The sequence below is a fragment of the Gracilibacillus xinjiangensis genome (assembly GCF_042651765.1).
In the GTDB taxonomy this organism is placed as follows: Bacteria; Bacillota; Bacilli; order Bacillales; family Amphibacillaceae; genus Gracilibacillus; species Gracilibacillus xinjiangensis.
This window is the reverse complement of sequence record NZ_JBHSDT010000008.1, coordinates 362,531-378,514: the sequence shown is the minus strand read 5'-3', so window position 1 is coordinate 378,514 and position 15,984 is coordinate 362,531. Positions and strand designations below refer to the sequence as shown.

Here is a 15,984-nt window from a genome sequence, read left to right as displayed (position 1 = left end):
CATCCTCAAAACGATGATAAGATTAGCATATCCAATTTCCAACCTGTTATGCTAAAGTGTCTGTTGATATGGCAACAGATATCGGAAATAAACGTAAACCGTTGTAATAATTAATGACAGGATTACAATCGGGAGACCATATAACATAAATTTCACAAAAGGAATCCGTTCCCCCTGCGCCTCTGCCAATCCGGCCACCACAACATTTGCAGACGCTCCAATCAGTGTAGCATTTCCGCCTAAGCATGCACCTAATGCAAGAGACCACCATAATGGATCAAGGTTTGTCATACCATATGATTCAAATTCATGGATTACTGGTATCATTGCAGCAACAAATGGGATGTTATCAATAATTCCCGAAAAAAGACCGGATGTCCACAGCAAAAGTAATGCAGTATTCATCATATCTCCCTCTGTTAACCACATGATGGATCTTGCTAATTCATCTATCACACCAACCTCCTCAAGCCCGCCGACTAACATGAACAGTCCGATAAAGAAAAACAGTGTTACCCATTCCACTTGCTCAAATACTTTCTCTGTATCTACTTCTTTCTCACTTATTAATAACAGCATAATAGCACCACTCAGGGCGATTATAGTTAAGTCAATATGAAGAACCGGATGCAAGATGAAACCAATAATTGTTAAGAAAAGGATGGATAATGACTGGTATAATAATGGTGTTTTATTTATATAGTCTGTTTCCTGCATCTTCATTAATTTATTTATATTATCCTGGTCAATTGCTTTTAATTTGTTTCTAAACACCAAAATTAATAACAAAATAGTTATAACAAAGATAATGATGGCAATAGGGGCAGTATGAACTAAAAAGGAAACAAACGTTAAATGCGGGACTGCTTGACCAATCATAATATTAGGAGGATCACCAATTAAAGTTCCCGTACCTCCAATATTTGCACTAATAATTATCGTAATTAAGTAAGGAATGGCTGGTAATTTCAATAATTTAGTTAACGTTAGAATAACTGGCACAAATAGTAATACTGTTGTCACATTATCTAGCAATGCTGACCCGATCGCCGTAAGGACTGCAATCCCAACAAGTAATGGAACCGGTTTTCCTTTAACGGATTTAGCCAGCAGTATGGCGATATATGAGAATACACCAGTTTTCTTCGTGATCGAAACCAAAACCATCATGGCAAAAAGTAATGCGACTGTATTCCAGTCAATATATTCATTTACTGCCATTTCCCATTCATATATATCTGTTAAAAGTAAAAGCAATCCTCCTGCCAATGCTACAAGGGCACGATTTATTTTCTCTGTCATAATAAAAATATAACTAATGATAAAAATGGCGATTGCAATCGTTACTGCCAAATAACTCACCTCTCCACAATCTAAGTAATGTTGACAAGCTATATTACCATCTATATTCGAACATACAAGAACTATTCAAAAAAGCATCCTTCTAAATTTGCAGGACATGCATAAATAAATATAGAGATGCATTACAGAAGGGAGAAGATAGTATGAAAACAGCAATAAGTGTTTTGTTTGGTTGGATTGGCATCATTGTCGTTATGTTAGCTGCAAGTATTATTCTAGCTTTATTGTTACGTTTTACTTCATTAGGAGAATCAACTTTAGAGCTTGTGACACTGCTAATCAGCTTTCTTGCTCTATTTATCGGCGGGTTCATTGCCGGTTTAAAAGCAAAACATAAAGGAATTATTGTGGGAGCGATTACAAGTATACTGTTCACTCTGTTCGTATTCTTTTATCGCTTTTTAGGTGTAGAGGCAAGCTTTACAATTGTGCAGTTTGTCCACCATGCTGCTTATTTATTATTAGCAATGATTGGCGCAATTATTGGAGTAAATGTATCCGGAGGAGAAGTAGCAGAACAATCAGGTAACTAGTATGTTGCCATCATATCTTTTTACACGAAAAAAACACGTAGATTACTAATATAGCAACTACGTGTTTTTATGTTACTTCTACAATTGTTCTGTTACGTCACGAACGGCTGAGCGGTCGTATGTAAGTTTTGTCCCGCCATCAGTGATAAGTACAATCTTATCTTCATCTAATGCGTGCACAGTACCGTGAAAACCGCCGATTGTAACAATCTTATCGCCTTTTTTCAGATCTGACTGCATTTGGCGTACTTGCTTCTGTTTCTTTTGTTGAGGTCTAATCAAAAGAAAATAGAAGATTACTACCATAACTAATAATGGTGCAAGTGAAATTAACAATTCCATTCTGTATTCCCCCCTTTATTTTTTAGAAATTCTTTGCATTCGGTTTATTGAAACCATATTGTTCAAAGAACTCTTCTCTGAAATCTCCAAGTCGGTCCTGCATTATCGCTTCACGAACTTGTTCCATTAATTTTAACAGAAAATATAGATTATGATAAGTAGTAAGCCTAAAACCAAACGTTTCATTCGCTTTTACTAAGTGACGGATATATGCCCTGGTATAATTTTTACAAACATGACAATCACAATTAGGATCTAATGGGGAAAAATCACGAGCGAATTTCGCATTTCTTACAACTAAACGTCCCTCTGATGTCATGCACGTTCCATTTCGGGCAATCCTCGTTGGCAGTACGCAATCAAACATATCAACACCGCGAATTGCACCATCGATTAATGAATCCGGCGAACCTACTCCCATTAAGTATCTTGGTTTGTCTGTTGGCAGCAGAGGTGTGGTAAACTCTAAAACACGGTTCATCACATCTTTCGGTTCCCCTACGGAAAGGCCGCCAATTGCATAACCAGGGAAGTCTAAAGAAGTTAAGTCATTTGCACTGAGTCTGCGTAATTCTTCATATTCTCCACCTTGAACAATACCAAACAACCCTTGGTCTTCTTTCCGTCCGTGCGCTTCTAAACAACGTTCAGCCCATCTGCTGGTCCGTTCAACAGAATTTTTCATATAATCAAATTCTGCTGGATATGGTGGACACTCATCAAAAGCCATCATAATATCAGCACCTAGTGCATTTTGAATTTCCATCGCTTTTTCAGGTGAAAGAAATAGCTTTTCCCCGTTTAAATGATTTCGAAAGTGAACACCTTCTTCTTCAATATTACGCAGATCACTTAAACTGAAAACCTGGAAACCTCCTGAGTCTGTTAAAATTGCCCCATCCCAATTCATAAAGCGATGCAGTCCGCCCGCTTCTTTGACAATATCATGTCCAGGACGTAACCATAAATGATATGTGTTTGATAAAATCATATTCGAACCCATTTGTTTTAATTCTTCCGGACTCATTGTTTTTACTGTTGCAAGTGTCCCTACAGGCATAAATGCAGGTGTTTCAAACGAACCATGCGGTGTATGGACTTTTCCCAGTCTTGCGCCTGTTTGTTTACATGTTTTAATATGTTCATATGTTATTGCTGTCATATCTTTTGTCCTTCCTTATTTGAAAAACTCCTATGATAATGAATGGCAGTTCTTCTAATACTGTCGTTTATCCAAGATGCCTTCTTTTACGGCAAGATTAGCATCGCATCACCGAAACTAAAGAATCGATAACGGTCTGCTACCGCTTTGTTGTATGCTTCTAAAATAAAATCCCTGTCTGCTAATGCGCTCACCAGCATGATTAAAGTTGATTTTGGCAAATGAAAATTTGTAATCAAACCATCAATTGCTTTAAATTCATATGGCGGGTAAATAAAGATATCTGTCCATCCATTTCTTGCTTCAAACACCCCACCTGTATCACGCGCAATGGTCTCTAATGTTCTTGTTGATGTTGTACCAACTGAAATAATTCGTCCACCGCGCTCTTTTACTGCATTTAACTGTTTCGCAGTTGTTTCCGTCATCTGGTAAAATTCTGCATGCATTTCATGTGACTCTACATCATCCACACTCACAGGGCGGAATGTACCTAAACCGACATGGAGCGTAATAAAAGCAATTTCCACACCTTTTTGGTTAATTTCCGCTAACAATTCCTCCGTAAAATGCAGGCCAGCAGTTGGTGCTGCAGCAGACCCTTGCTCTTTCGCATATACAGTCTGGTATCGGTCCTTTTCATTCAATTGTTCCTTTATATATGGAGGTAAAGGCATTTCCCCAAGTTCATCTAAAACTTCGTAAAATATCCCTTCATAATGAAAGCGAAGAATGCGGCCACCATGTTCTTTTGTTTTGATACAGGTTGCCTTAAGCTTACCATCACCAAAACTGATTTCTGTACCGGCCTTGATACGTTTAGCTGGCTTTACTAACACTTCCCAATCATCATTTTCTATTTGTGTTAATAATAAAACTTCCACCTTGCCCCCAGTATCCGCCTTTACCCCATAAAGCCTTGCAGGGAGAACTTTTGTGTCATTTAAAACTAAGCAATCCCCTTCATTAAGAAAATCAATCACTTCATAAAAATGATGATTCTCAATAGTCCTCTGCTCCTTATTCAACACCATCAACCTGGAACTTGTACGGTCTTTTAAAGGTGTTTGAGCAATTAATTCTTCTGGTAAATCAAAATCAAAATCCTCTATTCTCATCTACTTAAACCGTCCTATCACATAAAAAATCAATGTCAAAATAATACTAACAACAATCGATGTCATTATCGGAAAATGGAACGAAAAATTACCTTTTTGAAAGCTGATATCACCTGGTAATTTACCAATAAAACTTGATATAAGTCCGATAATAATAAATACGATCCCTATTACAATAAAGATTTTGCCAAATTCCGTCAAGTCCTCGGCACCTCCATATTAAAATGGGCGTATGCTTTAGATGTCACCATTCTGCCTCTCGGTGTTCGCTGGATAAACCCTTGCTGAAGCAAAAATGGCTCATATACATCCTCTATTGTTTGCGATTCTTCTCCGATTGATGCAGCGATCGTGTCCAAACCAACAGGTCCGCCCTGGAAACTTTCGATCATGGAAAGTAATAGTTTATGGTCAATCTGATCAAGTCCCGCATCATCAACTTGCAGCATTCCTAATGCTTGTTGTGTTGTTGATAAAGAGATTTCTGTTTCACCTTTTACTTGTGATATGTCGCGAACCCTTTTCAACAGTCTGTTAGCAATCCTTGGGGTTCCTCTCGACCTCCGTGCAATTTCCAATGCAGCCTGTTTATCAATATTTGTCTCGAAAATCTCTGCCGTTCTTTCGACAATTGCACATAAATCAATTATTTCATAAAATTCCAACCTGCTTAAAACACCGAACCTGTCCCTTAATGGTGCTGTTAGAAGCCCTGCACGGGTTGTGGCCCCAACTAATGTGAATGGCGGCAAATCTAATTGCACAGATCTGGCACTTGGCCCTGATCCAATCACAATATCTAAACAAAAGTCCTCCATTGCAGGATATAATATTTCTTCAACCGCACGGGGCAGTCGATGAATCTCATCAATAAACAGCACATCACCAACTTCTAAGGAAGATAATATTGCCGCTAAATCACCAGATCTCTCAATGGCAGGACCTGATGTTGTTTTAAACTGTACACCCATCTCATTTGCAATAATCTGTGCCATCGTAGTTTTCCCAAGTCCTGGCGGGCCATACAATAATACATGATCCAAGGCTTCATTTCGCATTTTCGCTGCTTCAATAAAAATTGCCAAATTTTCCTTTGCCTTATGCTGACCAATATATTGTTTGAGAAGCTGTGGTCGGAGGCTTAGCTCTTCAAAAGCATCTTGTTCCTGTAGTTCTCCAGATATAATCCGTTCCTCCATCAAGCTAGCTCCTTTCTTTCCCTATTTCATCATTAAAGCAAGACCTTTACGAATATATCCATCGGCCTCTTGCTGTTTTTCTTGTTTTAATTTTGGTTTAATTTGATTTATCTCTTTATCAGAATATCCTAATGCCTTCAGTGCCTCGATTGCTTCGTCTAATGCAAGATCATTAGTTTCTTTTCCATCCCGGGCTGCAGTAAACTCTTCCATAGTATAATCAAACGGAAGTTTCCCTTTTAAATCCAAGATCATTTGTCGAGCGGTCTTCTTGCCCACACCAGGAAACCCTGTTAAAAATTTCTCATTCTCCTGTTCAATAGCTGTAACAAAATCCTGGACACTAGTGGATGCTAAAACAGCTAGAGCTCCTTTAGGACCAATACCTGATACATTCAATATTTTCGAAAACAATGTCTTTTCATCTGTTTTCTCAAAGCCGTATAATATTTGCGCATCTTCTCTTACATGATGATATGTATAAATTTTCTCTATTTGGCCTAATTTTGTTTGAAACCGAAATGGATTTGGACAAATTAATTCATAACCTATTCCATTTGCTTCAACGAAAACAGCCTGATCCGTAATTTCCGCTATCTTCCCTCTTATATATGCAATCATCATATTCCACCTTATTTTATCAATCATATGTTCGTATCTATCATAGCCTATTCTTCCTGCTGATTCAAGTATCTGTCATGTTAGAAGGCAATGGTTAGCTGATCATATTTTCTATAAAAGAGACGCATTCTAACGTCTATCATACACTACAATAACTCTATATACAAAGGGAGACTAAGGAGAACGCAACAAGATATGCAATAAGAAACACTTCAAAAGGGACCGGACAATCAGGGTGTGACCTCCATCAGCAGAACCTTTAGCTCCATAATAAAAAAAGAAAGGCATCATGTTATCTGCCTTCCTCCATTATATATGCAAGAATTTCATCAAGTTCCATCCTTTTAAAGTGGGTATATGCCACATTAGAACGGGCTAACACTTTTTCCATTTCCTCAAAATTGTTCGTAACAATATTAGGTGTCTCCACATCATACTCTACTACATAACGATGCTGTTTTATTTCATTTGGCAAGTCTTTCAGCCATACACGCATCCATTGCTGCAAAATCTCATCCTTTTCCACTTTTGCAATGATAGTACCTTGATCCATTATCCATAGATAATCACACAATGCGTTCATCTCTTCTTGTTGATGGGTAGAAAGGATGATAGCATTATGTGGATTCTCCATAAAATCTGCTAATTCTTCCTGCATCTTACGTTTAGACCTGATATCCACACCAGAAAATGGTTCATCTAATAACAGCAGCTGCGGGGAATGAACCATAGCGAAAACAAATTCAACTTTTTTCTTCGTACCTGCAGAACAATTTTGGTATTTCTCTTTCTCGTTAATCTGATATTTTTCTATCATTGTTCTGTACTTGTCCTTGTCCCAATGACGATACCAGTAACTGACAAGCTGTGCCAATTGCTTTATTGTAAGCTGCCCATATCCCTCATATATGTTATTGCCTGCATAGCCGATTTTTTCTTTTGCAGTACTGCTATTTACAGATATATCATGAGTCAAACAGTGAACAGTCCCCCTATCTGGAGAAAGCAACTGAAGAACTAAATGGAAAAATGTACTTTTCCCTGAACCATTTTCTCCAACTAATCCAATTACAGTCCCTTTTTCTACTTGAAGATCAACAGGTCCAAATTGAAAATATTTAAACGATTTAGCTAATTGCTCTACTTCCAATACATAATTACTCATGGGGGTGACCTCCTGTCCATTCTGATAACACTTTATAGACCAATGTTTTAATCTCAACCTCTGTGAGACCTAGCGATTTTAAATCTTTTAATAACTTTTCAATATAGGATGAGGCGACAGTTTCCTTTGTTTCGGATTTCGCTTGTTGGCCGATGTCCTTAACAAATGTCCCTTTGCCTTGAATAGTTTGAATAAAACCATCCTTTTCCAAGTTCTGATAGGCACGTCGGGTTGTGATCACACTACAGGAAAGATCACCAGATAATGCCCTTATGGAAGGCAGCAGTGTGCCTGAAGTCAGCTGCCCACTTATTACAAGGCTTTTTAATTGTGTTTCAATTTGATAATAAATCGGTTCTTTGCTGCTCTCAGAAACTGTAATTGGAAGTTTCATTAATGATTTCCCTCCATTACAAATAATCTCTCTTGTTCAGTCTTGATCTTAATAAGTTTTCCCATGTTGTGTAACTAATGATACCAAGCAGCAGCATTATTACTACAGGCCAGCGAGATTGTTGCAACATTATTATAACTGTTTCAACAACTCCTGCATCTCCTAAAATGTTGAAAAGAATAATTAGTATTGCAATAATAAAACCGCATAGGAACGAAAAGATATAAAGCACTTTTCCATTCGTTCCATATTCAATAAAAACATTAAGACTGCCAATTGCCAGAGAGTAGCCGAACCAGAACAAAATAAATGCTGTAAACAACTCAGATGGAACAATGTGATAAAAAGACGCTGGCAAACTAATCATCATCGCCAGATAAAAAGCTAATGATAATGTGATGAATGTTGCCAGCATTAATAACATTCGGCTTCTTGCTAATAGTTTCATGGAAATAGGCATCGTCCGATATAGAGCCATCCTTTTTCCAAATGGATCTTCTTTCACCGTTTTGAAACTTAGGTAAGGGCTTGATAGAAATATGGTGGTAAACCATGGTGTTAACATTCCAAAAATAATATCAAGGGAAACACTGTTATAGGATCCCTCACCTTCTGCCAGGAATTCAGCCAGATGACTTAACATGGTTGAGGAAAAGATGCCTAACATAATCGTAAAAAGTAATGTAGCTATATATGGCTTCCATAATATTTTTAATTCATTTATGACTAAAGTCAATGGTTCCTTCCACATTGTTTAAACCCTCTCTCAATTACTGTTGATTAAAAATTTGCTCAAGAAACTTATTGTCCATATTAAACCAGTCAATTCCGAAATATGCAAGTATCCCTAAAACCAAGCTCCATGCCGAAATGCTTATTGTCATCCACATTGTTACACGTTTTTTTGTACCACCGAAGATTAGACTTAGAAATGCAGTTAAATGGCTTCCAACGAAAAATGGACCAAGTAAGGAAAGGCCAGGTAATCCATATTTTGTCCACAATTGCTTCGCACGGCTGGCACGTTTTCCTTCTCCATCTTTTTCCTTTCGCCATGATCTGATCTTTTCTATGAAAACAATAACTGCATAAACCGTTAGTAAATTCCCGACAACGGCCAAAATAAAAACAGGAACTGGCGATAACCCTGCAACAATGGCAAGAGGCGTGATAATGATTGCCTCAAAGAAAGGAACTGCAGACAAGATAAAAACTAAAACATATGCCCATAATAGTTCTAACATAATCATTCTTCCCCCTAGTGTTATACTGTGTATATCTATATAAACAGTATAACACCTAATTTTTCTAAAATGCAAGAAAATTTTAGAAGTAATTGAAACAAAATGCCGGCGGTGTCTTTCTCGATCAGTTAGAATTTATAGAAAAAACAAAAGATCCACCCTCGCTTTTTTTCAAGCAATGGTGGATCTTCTTCTTTCAACTGCTAACAGCTTTGGATTGGTGATAGATTTGATATGTTTCTAATACTTCTTCATAATCTTCTTTCGTCTCTATTTTTATCCCTTTTTTCAAGTCCTGTAATAAATGGCTCTCTAATTCTTCTATATTTATGTGATAGAACGATTGAATGACCGCTTCATTAACCGGTATACCTTCAAATATTGTTAATACCCCATCTTTAATACCAAAATATCCAAATGTTTTTACATATGGCGAAATATCTTCTACCTCTTTACGAAATCTGATAAAACCTTGTTTCTGCTCTAATAAATTCCATTCTTCATATTGGGCCCAGAAATCCTCCATCGAAGATATTGTTTCAGTTACTTTTTCCACTTCTACCTGACCATCGATATACTCTTTTTCCAGCATTACATCAATTGTTAAAGGTTTTTGTCGCATCACATCAATTACTTCAGCCTCTTGCTTGGTATCTGTTGATTGATCAGTGACAGTAAGTAAATACAAACTTATAAGAACACATACGATTCCATTTAACAGTAACCAGTATTTATTCATCTTTCATCCTCCATTTTAACTAAGGTTACTATTATTATGTCCAAAACTATCCAATTTAATAAGAAAAACTCACATTCGCTCTTCCTCCAGCGGATGTGTTCGCTTTCTTAACCCTTGAACGTTAAAAATTTTGCTTTGCCGCGATACTCCCTGATGAAATTACATACTTTTCCTAATATGTGAACCATACATTCCTGCATATTTCCCGCAATACCAAATGAACCAGGATTTCATAGAAAAAGCTGCCTCTCCGAAACAGGAAAAGCAGTCTTTGTTGGTTTTACCTATATTATAATTGAGCCATTATTTCTTCATCTGCATCCAGGTTATGGAACACCTCTTGTACATCTTCCATATCCTCTAACATGTTAACGAGTTTTACCATTTTATCTGCCGCATCTTGATCAACAGCGGAAAGTGTTTCGGGAATCATGGTAACTTCAGCTGTTGCCAATGAAAATCCGCTCTCTTCTAATGCAGATTTTACTGTTTGGAATTCGTCAGGGTCTGTAAAAATTTCATATGCCCCATCACTTGTTTCCATTTCTTCAGCACCTGCTTCAATTACTTCAAGCATCACAGAATCTTCATCCAAATCTGTTGTCGATTGCTCAATCACTATATACCCTTTGCGATTAAACATAAAGGCAACACAGCCATTTTCGCCCAAGTTGCCGCCATTGCGGCTGAATGCATGGCGAAGCTCTGATGCTGTACGGTTTCGATTATCTGTTAATACTTCCACCATGACCGCAGTACCACCAGGTCCATACCCTTCATATGTCAGTTCTTCATAATTTGCTCCATCAAGGTTCCCCGTTGCTTTCTTTATGGCACGATCAATATTATCGTTTGGCATATTATCCGCTTTTGCTTTATCTACAGCAAGTCTAAGTGATGGATTCATTTCAGGATCTCCACCGCCCTGTTTCGCTGCAATGTAGATATCTTTCGCATGTTTCATGAAAATTTTGCCACGCTTCGCATCCTGGGCATTCTTTCTACGTTGGATGTTCTTCCATTTAGAATGTCCTGCCATTTTGCTCACCCCTTTAGATCTATAAAAGCTGCCTTTTAGTTTACCATAATCCTATATTTTTTGAAAATATGTTGCTATCATTAACACACTAGCATCCTATCCTGCTAGCTTACCAATTCGTTCAATAAACAAAAAAATAGACGACTCAATTGAATCGTCTCTGGTACTGCCTATTCGTCTCGATGTCCGCAGCCACAATCATCTTTTTTCGGATGGCCATATGGTGAAACCATTCCTGGGCCATGCATTGGGTGGTGCATGTTTGGCTGCTGCATTCCATATGGAGATTGGTACATGGTATATGGTGGCTGCATACCATGCTGCGGCTGTACCATTGGATATCCTGGCATTCCTTGTTGAGGAACATTTAATGGACTCGGCATTTGTTGTCCAAAAGGTTGTTGTTGTGGCTGATCCATCCCCTGTGGCATCATTGGTTGCTGCATTTGCTGCGGCTGGTTCATTCCCTGTGGCATCATCGGTTGCTGCATTTGCTGCGGCTGGTTCATTCCCTGTGGCATCATCGGTTGCTGCATTTGCTGCGGCTGATTCATTCCCTGTGGCATCATCGGTTGCTGCATTTGCTGCGGCTGGTTTCCTTGCAGCATCATGTCAGGGGACATTGGCTGCTGTTGATGTGCCCCCATCACTTGCGGTTGGAAGTTATCAGGGAATGGATACCCGCCCATCTGGTTCTTATGATGAGTTTGTTCCATGTGATCATATCCATAAGGAAGACCTTCCTGTGAATAACATGGTGCTTGGATTGGCATTGGCTGCATTTGCTGTGTCGGCATATGATGCTGAGGCGTTTGCATTTGTGGTTGTTTTGGCATCTCCATTTGCGGTTGTTCTGGTGCTGGAGGCTGGTGAACTCCTCCTACTTGTTCCATAGGTTGCATTGGCTGAATGTTTGTTTCAAAATTATTCATGTTGGAAGTAAACTGCAGCCACTTTAAATCTTGACTCGGTTCTTTTTGCGGCATCATCGGCTGCATTGGTTTTTCTTTTTTTGCAGGTGGCTGTTGCTTATTGAAGTTCATAGGCAATGATGGCAACTCCTTTTTTAATGGTTCCCACTTTTTATCTTCATCTTCTTTAATCTCTGGTAGAATCTGATTTTTCGGTTGTTTTGGAAGTTTTGGCAGTTTTGGTTGTTTCTCTTCACTTGGTTTAAATTCAGGCTTTTCTTTTTCAGTTGGTACAGTTTGTTGTTTCTGGGTAGTCGGGGTTTGATGTTGTTTATCACTTGTAGAAGGAATTTTTATTTTCATTCCAGGCATAAGCATATCTGGATCGGATAATTGTTGATTAACAGCAATTAATTCTTCAAAATCCACCCCATACTTTTGCGCAATTTTCCATAGTGTTTCATTTTCTTGCACAACGTGAATTTTCAATGTACTTACTCCTTTCCTTTCCATAAGTATCTAGGCACCTGTTCCGTCTTCTTTATCAACATATGCACTAAGCCTAAAATGTTGAATAAAAAAAGAAAAGATATCTCGTATTATTTCTTTCAAGATACCTTTTCTCTTCTTTAAGATAATTGCAACATCCGATCAAGCGCAATCTTGGCGTCCATTGCCATATTTTTTTCTACTTTTATTCGATTACACATTTTTCCTAGCTCCACCTCTTCCAATACCCATAATAAATGGGGCAGATCTATCCGGTTCATTGTTAAACATGGACACATATAAGGATTTAAGGAGATAATCTTTTTATTGGGGTGGTTTTTTCTAATCCGGTTAACTAAGTTCATTTCTGTTCCGATCGCCCATTCTGTGCCACTACCTGCACGTTCAATTGTTTCAATGATATATTTAGTCGACCCCGCATCGTCTGATTTCTGTACAACTTCATGGCTGCATTCAGGGTGTACAATAATCTTCATGTTTGGGTGCTCTTTGCGAACTTGAGCTATATTTTGCACTGTGAAATTTTCATGTACCGAACAATGCCCTTTCCACAAAATCACTTTTATCTGCTGATAGTCTCCATCATATTCCAGCTTACGGTGAATGGGATCCCATACGGCCATTTCCTTTAATTTAATTCCTAGCTCATATGCAGTATTTCTGCCCAGATGCTGATCTGGCAGAAACAATAGCCGCTGTTTTTGTTCTAATGCCCATTTAACCATGTTCTTTGCATTAGAAGATGTCACTGTTGCTCCACCATTTCGCCCAACAAATGCTTTAATGGAAGCAGTCGAGTTAACATAGGTTAATGGCAAAATGGTATCACCAAAAATCGCTTGCAATACTTGCCATGCCTCATTTGTTTGCTGATCATTTGCCATGTCTGCCATAGAACAGCCAGCTCTTAAATCTGGTAAAATGACATGCTGGTTATCTTTTGATAAAATATCTGCTGTTTCTGCCATAAAATGAACTCCGCAGAAAACAATCACAGACGCACTTTGTTTAGCCGATACTTGTGCTAATTGCAAGGAGTCACCACTTGCATCAGCAAATTGAATCACTTCATCTTTTTGATAATGATGACAAGGGATGAATAAATCATCTCCTAGTGTTGTTTTAATTGCTGTTATTCTTGTTTCCATTTCTTTATCTGTCAGTTGTTTATATCTTTCTGGTAACATGGATTGATTTGTTTGCAGAAGTTGTGCCATACTCATTTTGATTCCCCCATTAATCGAAAACTAATATCCATTGCTTTTGCAGAATGTGTTATAAAGCCAAGTGAGATGTAATCAACACCGGTGTCGCGATATGCAGCAATATTATCGACGGTGATGTTGCCAGAAGCTTCTGTCGTCATATTATCAGGGATATTTTTCATCAGTTTTATAATTTGTACAGGTTCAAGATTATCGAGCATAATAACATCAACATTTGCTTGGAGCGCTTCTTCTAGTTGTGATTCATTCTCGACTTCTACCTCAATATTGATCATATGGCCTGCTTTTTTACGGACTTGCTCTACTGCATTGGTGATAGACCCCATTGATTCTATATGATTATCCTTTATCATTACAGCATCATAAAGTCCATGCCTATGATTGAAGCCGCCTCCACATCTTACTGCATATTTTTCCAGCATTCTCAAACCTGGTGTTGTCTTCCTTGTATCACATATCCTTATGTCAGGATTATCTAGTCGTCTTACTGCTTGATTTGTTACTGTAGCAATCCCGCTCATCCGCTGAATCAAATTTAACAGGACCCTCTCTCCAGTGAGTAATGCTTGATTACTCCCACTAACTACGGCTATCGTCTCCCCTTTTCTAACAATGTCGCCATCTCTTTTCATTAGGTGGACTTCAACCTTCTGGTCAAGAAGCTGATATCCTTCTATTAATATACTTTCCCCTGAAAAAATACCATTTCCTTTCGCAATGTATGCACCTTCTATAACCCGATCTGTTTCAAACAGATATTCCGTTGTCTTATCCCCATCCCCTATATCTTCATGAAAAAATGCTTCAAGTTGTTTTCTTAACAGCCATTTATTCATTACAGAACCCCCTCTGTCATGTTTTTTTGTAACTCAATCGGTTCAGCTGGTGTATTTGATGAACTGTCTATTCGATAATGTGCCCCAACACTAGACTTTCTCAAAATTGCAGAAGTCGTTATTAAATATGCTGTTCTAAGCATATGGCTTGTTTCTATTTGCTTTCTTGTCATATTCCTTAATTCCGCTAGACCATTTATGTACGATTCAAGCCAACGCTTCATGTCTTGTAATTGATCTTCACACCTCTCTATTCCCGCATATTTTGTCATTTTTCTTCTTAATTCTTTAATGGCAGGAAGCTCAAATGGATAAGTGTCAGCGGCCTGTTTATTAGAATTAGAGGACAGGGAAGATAAGTTCTTAGATGTGCTTATTTTATATGCAAGCATGTCACCAAAAACGATCGCTTCTAACAGAGAATTACTTGCTAAACGGTTGGCACCATGGACACCTGTCCTGGCAACTTCTCCAACCGCGTACAATCCAGGAACAGCAGTTTCTCCGGATACATTAACTTTCACTCCTCCCATTAAAAAATGGGCACATGGCGTGACAGGAATCAATCCTAGTTTAAGATCAATGTGCGACTTTTCACATAGACTAGTGATTTGAGGAAACCTTTCTCTGAAATTTCTAATCTGATTAATTTGCAAAAAGATGCTGTTCCCTTTTTGTTCTTCTGTAAAAATCGCTCTCGCCACAATATCCCGTGGTGCCAAATCCTTATCTGGATGATATTCCGCCATAATTGGTCTTAATTGCTGGTCAACAAGTAGTGCTCCTTCCCCTCTAACTGCTTCAGAAATAAGTCCATTGCCGCCTTTTATCATTGTTGGGTGAAACTGAATAAATTCCATATCTGTAATGACAGCACCTGCTCTGTATGCAATTGCTATTCCATCACCAGTTATTGATGGATCATTGGATGTTGCCTCATATATTGCCCCACATCCTCCTGTTGCCAACACCACATGATCAGCAAAATGAAAATGGAAATGATCTTCTTGATCAATTGTGAGCATTCCAGAACATCTACCGTCTTCTATAATACATTCCACCGCTGTTTGATTTTCTATAATGTCTATTTTCCCCTGCACTAAATTTTGATAATATGCCATTACATGTTTTCCTGTTTGATCTCCGCCAAGATGGATGATCCTGCGATGTTTGTGTGCTCCTTCTTTGCCCAAGTCAATATTTCCCTGGAAATCTTTATCCACTGGAAGCTGTTTTATTAACAGATTCATTTGGCGAATGCCTTCTCTAGTTAAATACTTGACTGCTTTCTTTTCATTATAATGTACCCCTGCTGCTAGTGTATCTTGATAATGTTCATACCAGCTGTCATCCGGTGCAAGAGCAGCTGCAATGCCGCCTTGTGCTTTGATTGAGTTGTTATCTTCATAGTTTCTTTTTGTGATCATTACGACATGACTTGATGCTATAAGCTTGCTGGCAACTACATGGGCTGCTAGACCTGAGCCGATTATAATCACTTTTTGTTTTCTCATTTCCCCACCTAACTTTACAGTTGTCTTTACAGATATATTTACATATAATAGAGGAAAAGGCAAGTATTT

General features: G+C 38.2%; 18 protein-coding genes. 1 reads left to right on the top strand and 17 read right to left on the bottom strand.

Annotation, left to right across the window (positions count from 1 at the left end):
* Positions 1-51 precede the first annotated feature (51 nt).
* A complete protein-coding gene (locus ACFOY7_RS13085) occupies positions 52-1,353 on the bottom strand; it encodes an ArsB/NhaD family transporter (RefSeq protein ID WP_390252543.1) in 1,302 nt (433 codons plus the stop codon).
* A gap of 152 nt (positions 1,354-1,505) precedes the next feature.
* On the opposite strand from ACFOY7_RS13085, the gene ACFOY7_RS13080 reads away from it, so the two are divergent.
* Positions 1,506-1,895 carry a TIGR04086 family membrane protein gene (locus ACFOY7_RS13080; protein ID WP_390252542.1) on the top strand — a complete coding sequence of 130 codons (390 nt, stop codon included), beginning with the start codon at positions 1,506-1,508 and terminating at the stop codon, positions 1,893-1,895.
* Positions 1,896-1,973: 78 nt separating this feature from the next.
* Here the strand turns inward: ACFOY7_RS13080 and yajC are convergent, their stop codons facing one another.
* From yajC to nadB, 16 genes are all read right to left on the bottom strand, one after another.
* Positions 1,974-2,237, bottom strand: coding sequence for a preprotein translocase subunit YajC (gene yajC / locus ACFOY7_RS13075; RefSeq protein WP_390252541.1), 264 nt, complete (start codon positions 2,235-2,237; stop codon positions 1,974-1,976).
* 22 nt (positions 2,238-2,259) lie between these two features.
* Entirely contained in the window at positions 2,260-3,399 is a 1,140-nt protein-coding gene (gene tgt / locus ACFOY7_RS13070) for a tRNA guanosine(34) transglycosylase Tgt (protein ID WP_390252540.1), read from the bottom strand.
* An 86-nt stretch (positions 3,400-3,485) separates the two neighbouring features.
* Positions 3,486-4,517 (bottom strand): tRNA preQ1(34) S-adenosylmethionine ribosyltransferase-isomerase QueA, encoded by a 1,032-nt coding sequence (queA, locus tag ACFOY7_RS13065; protein ID WP_390252539.1) that lies wholly within the window; start codon positions 4,515-4,517, stop codon positions 3,486-3,488.
* Complete coding sequence (locus ACFOY7_RS13060; RefSeq protein ID WP_390252538.1) at positions 4,518-4,718, bottom strand: DUF2905 domain-containing protein; 201 nt, start codon at positions 4,716-4,718, stop codon at positions 4,518-4,520.
* Entirely contained in the window at positions 4,715-5,716 is a 1,002-nt protein-coding gene (gene ruvB / locus ACFOY7_RS13055; RefSeq protein WP_390252537.1) for a Holliday junction branch migration DNA helicase RuvB, read from the bottom strand. The genes ACFOY7_RS13060 and ruvB overlap by 4 nt, the downstream gene beginning before the upstream one ends.
* A gap of 21 nt (positions 5,717-5,737) precedes the next feature.
* Positions 5,738-6,337 carry a Holliday junction branch migration protein RuvA gene (gene ruvA, locus ACFOY7_RS13050; RefSeq protein ID WP_390252536.1) on the bottom strand — a complete coding sequence of 200 codons (600 nt, stop codon included), beginning with the start codon at positions 6,335-6,337 and terminating at the stop codon, positions 5,738-5,740.
* Positions 6,338-6,629: 292 nt separating this feature from the next.
* A complete protein-coding gene (locus ACFOY7_RS13045; protein WP_390252535.1) occupies positions 6,630-7,502 on the bottom strand; it encodes an ATP-binding cassette domain-containing protein in 873 nt (290 codons plus the stop codon).
* A complete protein-coding gene (locus ACFOY7_RS13040) occupies positions 7,495-7,896 on the bottom strand; it encodes a GntR family transcriptional regulator (RefSeq protein ID WP_390252534.1) in 402 nt (133 codons plus the stop codon). The genes ACFOY7_RS13045 and ACFOY7_RS13040 overlap by 8 nt, the downstream gene beginning before the upstream one ends.
* Before the next feature lie 16 nt (positions 7,897-7,912).
* The gene (locus ACFOY7_RS13035) at positions 7,913-8,647 is read right to left on the bottom strand and encodes a hypothetical protein (RefSeq protein WP_390252533.1); all 735 of its coding nucleotides are present in this window, start codon (positions 8,645-8,647) and stop codon (positions 7,913-7,915) included.
* A 19-nt stretch (positions 8,648-8,666) separates the two neighbouring features.
* Positions 8,667-9,140 (bottom strand): small multi-drug export protein, encoded by a 474-nt coding sequence (locus tag ACFOY7_RS13030; protein WP_390252532.1) that lies wholly within the window; start codon positions 9,138-9,140, stop codon positions 8,667-8,669.
* Between the two features lie 196 nt (positions 9,141-9,336).
* Positions 9,337-9,879, bottom strand: coding sequence for a BofC C-terminal domain-containing protein (locus ACFOY7_RS13025; protein ID WP_390252531.1), 543 nt, complete (start codon positions 9,877-9,879; stop codon positions 9,337-9,339).
* A gap of 289 nt (positions 9,880-10,168) precedes the next feature.
* Entirely contained in the window at positions 10,169-10,918 is a 750-nt protein-coding gene (locus tag ACFOY7_RS13020; protein ID WP_390252530.1) for a YebC/PmpR family DNA-binding transcriptional regulator, read from the bottom strand.
* A 170-nt stretch (positions 10,919-11,088) separates the two neighbouring features.
* Positions 11,089-12,318, bottom strand: coding sequence for a SafA/ExsA family spore coat assembly protein (gene safA, locus ACFOY7_RS13015; protein ID WP_390252529.1), 1,230 nt, complete (start codon positions 12,316-12,318; stop codon positions 11,089-11,091).
* A gap of 140 nt (positions 12,319-12,458) precedes the next feature.
* Positions 12,459-13,562, bottom strand: coding sequence for a quinolinate synthase NadA (gene nadA / locus ACFOY7_RS13010; protein ID WP_390252528.1), 1,104 nt, complete (start codon positions 13,560-13,562; stop codon positions 12,459-12,461).
* Positions 13,559-14,401 (bottom strand): carboxylating nicotinate-nucleotide diphosphorylase, encoded by an 843-nt coding sequence (gene nadC / locus ACFOY7_RS13005; RefSeq protein ID WP_390252527.1) that lies wholly within the window; start codon positions 14,399-14,401, stop codon positions 13,559-13,561. Before nadC ends, nadA begins: the two co-directional genes overlap by 4 nt.
* A complete protein-coding gene (nadB, locus tag ACFOY7_RS13000; protein WP_390252526.1) occupies positions 14,401-15,915 on the bottom strand; it encodes an L-aspartate oxidase in 1,515 nt (504 codons plus the stop codon). Before nadB ends, nadC begins: the two co-directional genes overlap by 1 nt.
* Positions 15,916-15,984 lie beyond the last annotated feature (69 nt).

Bases quoted from the DNA above. Each gene is read 5' to 3' on its own strand.
- ACFOY7_RS13030 (WP_390252532.1), bottom strand. From the start codon at position 9,140: ATGTTAGAACTATTATGGGCATATGTTTTAGTTTTTATCTTGTCTGCA.
- nadB (WP_390252526.1), bottom strand. From the start codon at position 15,915: ATGAGAAAACAAAAAGTGATTATAATCGGCTCAGGTCTAGCAGCCCAT.
- tgt (WP_390252540.1), bottom strand. From the start codon at position 3,399: ATGACAGCAATAACATATGAACATATTAAAACATGTAAACAAACAGGC.
- queA (WP_390252539.1), bottom strand. From the start codon at position 4,517: ATGAGAATAGAGGATTTTGATTTTGATTTACCAGAAGAATTAATTGCT.
- ACFOY7_RS13035 (WP_390252533.1), bottom strand. From the start codon at position 8,647: ATGTGGAAGGAACCATTGACTTTAGTCATAAATGAATTAAAAATATTA.
- ACFOY7_RS13045 (WP_390252535.1), bottom strand. From the start codon at position 7,502: ATGAGTAATTATGTATTGGAAGTAGAGCAATTAGCTAAATCGTTTAAA.
- ruvB (WP_390252537.1), bottom strand. From the start codon at position 5,716: ATGGAGGAACGGATTATATCTGGAGAACTACAGGAACAAGATGCTTTT.
- ACFOY7_RS13020 (WP_390252530.1), bottom strand. From the start codon at position 10,918: ATGGCAGGACATTCTAAATGGAAGAACATCCAACGTAGAAAGAATGCC.
- ruvA (WP_390252536.1), bottom strand. From the start codon at position 6,337: ATGATTGCATATATAAGAGGGAAGATAGCGGAAATTACGGATCAGGCT.
- nadA (WP_390252528.1), bottom strand. From the start codon at position 13,562: ATGAGTATGGCACAACTTCTGCAAACAAATCAATCCATGTTACCAGAA.
- ACFOY7_RS13025 (WP_390252531.1), bottom strand. From the start codon at position 9,879: ATGAATAAATACTGGTTACTGTTAAATGGAATCGTATGTGTTCTTATA.
- ACFOY7_RS13080 (WP_390252542.1), top strand. From the start codon at position 1,506: ATGAAAACAGCAATAAGTGTTTTGTTTGGTTGGATTGGCATCATTGTC.
- ACFOY7_RS13040 (WP_390252534.1), bottom strand. From the start codon at position 7,896: ATGAAACTTCCAATTACAGTTTCTGAGAGCAGCAAAGAACCGATTTAT.
- yajC (WP_390252541.1), bottom strand. From the start codon at position 2,237: ATGGAATTGTTAATTTCACTTGCACCATTATTAGTTATGGTAGTAATC.
- nadC (WP_390252527.1), bottom strand. From the start codon at position 14,401: ATGAATAAATGGCTGTTAAGAAAACAACTTGAAGCATTTTTTCATGAA.